At 39.3% G+C, this 759-nt stretch carries 1 pseudogene; it reads left to right on the top strand.

Going from position 1 to position 759, the window contains the following annotated elements:
- The first annotated feature begins 151 nt into the window (after positions 1 to 151).
- Positions 152 to 615, top strand: a pseudogene (gene tnpA, locus ADH90_RS00210) (IS200/IS605 family transposase).
- The last annotated feature ends 144 nt before the right edge of the window (positions 616 to 759 follow it).

Raw genomic sequence — 759 nt, 5'->3', positions numbered from 1 at the left:
TATTATGTGACTTTCAGTCCGTCTCGCTCCGTTAGGTGCGAGACAAAAGAACCACCCGCTATGCGGGTGCGCATCGAAGGTTATACCAAAAAACTCCAAACGCGATACAATTAAGGTGTTCAAGCCAATTGTAAAGCGAAAGGAGAAAAATATGGCTCAAAAAGCACATAGTTTATCACACACAAAATGGATGTGTTATATCACATTGTGTTCACCCCTAAGTATAGACGAAAAGTGATCTATAATCAATATCGAAGTAGTTTGGGAGAAATATTCCATAGATTATGTAGTTATAAAGGTGTTGAGATTATCGAGGGCCATTTAATGCCAGATCATGTTCATATGTTGGTAAGCATTCCACCTAGAATTAGTGTTGCAAGTTTTATGGGATATTTAAAAGGGAAAAGTGCTCTAATGATGTTCGATAAACACGCCAATCTGAAATATAAGTTTGGGAATCGACATTTTTGGGCAGAGGGCTATTATGTTAGTACAGTTGGCCTCAATGAAGCCACAATAAAAAAATACATTCAGGAACAAGAGCGAAAAGATATTGCTTTAGATAAGTTGAGTGTAAAAGAATATGAAGATCCCTTTAGGGATGGTGGCAAGTAGTACGTACGCCTCTTTGAGAGGGTTGTGACGAGTCAAATGCAATAAGGCTTGAACAAAGTAAAAGCCAGCGTCTTTAGGCGCTGGCTAGTTATCTGGGCTTATAACCCTTGTACAAACCACCCGTTTGACGGGTGGTCATGATTA

Source organism: Streptococcus pseudopneumoniae (genome assembly GCF_001073085.1).
GTDB classification, from domain to species: Bacteria; Bacillota; Bacilli; order Lactobacillales; family Streptococcaceae; genus Streptococcus; species Streptococcus pseudopneumoniae_M.
This window is presented reverse-complemented; position numbering and strand designations above follow the sequence as displayed.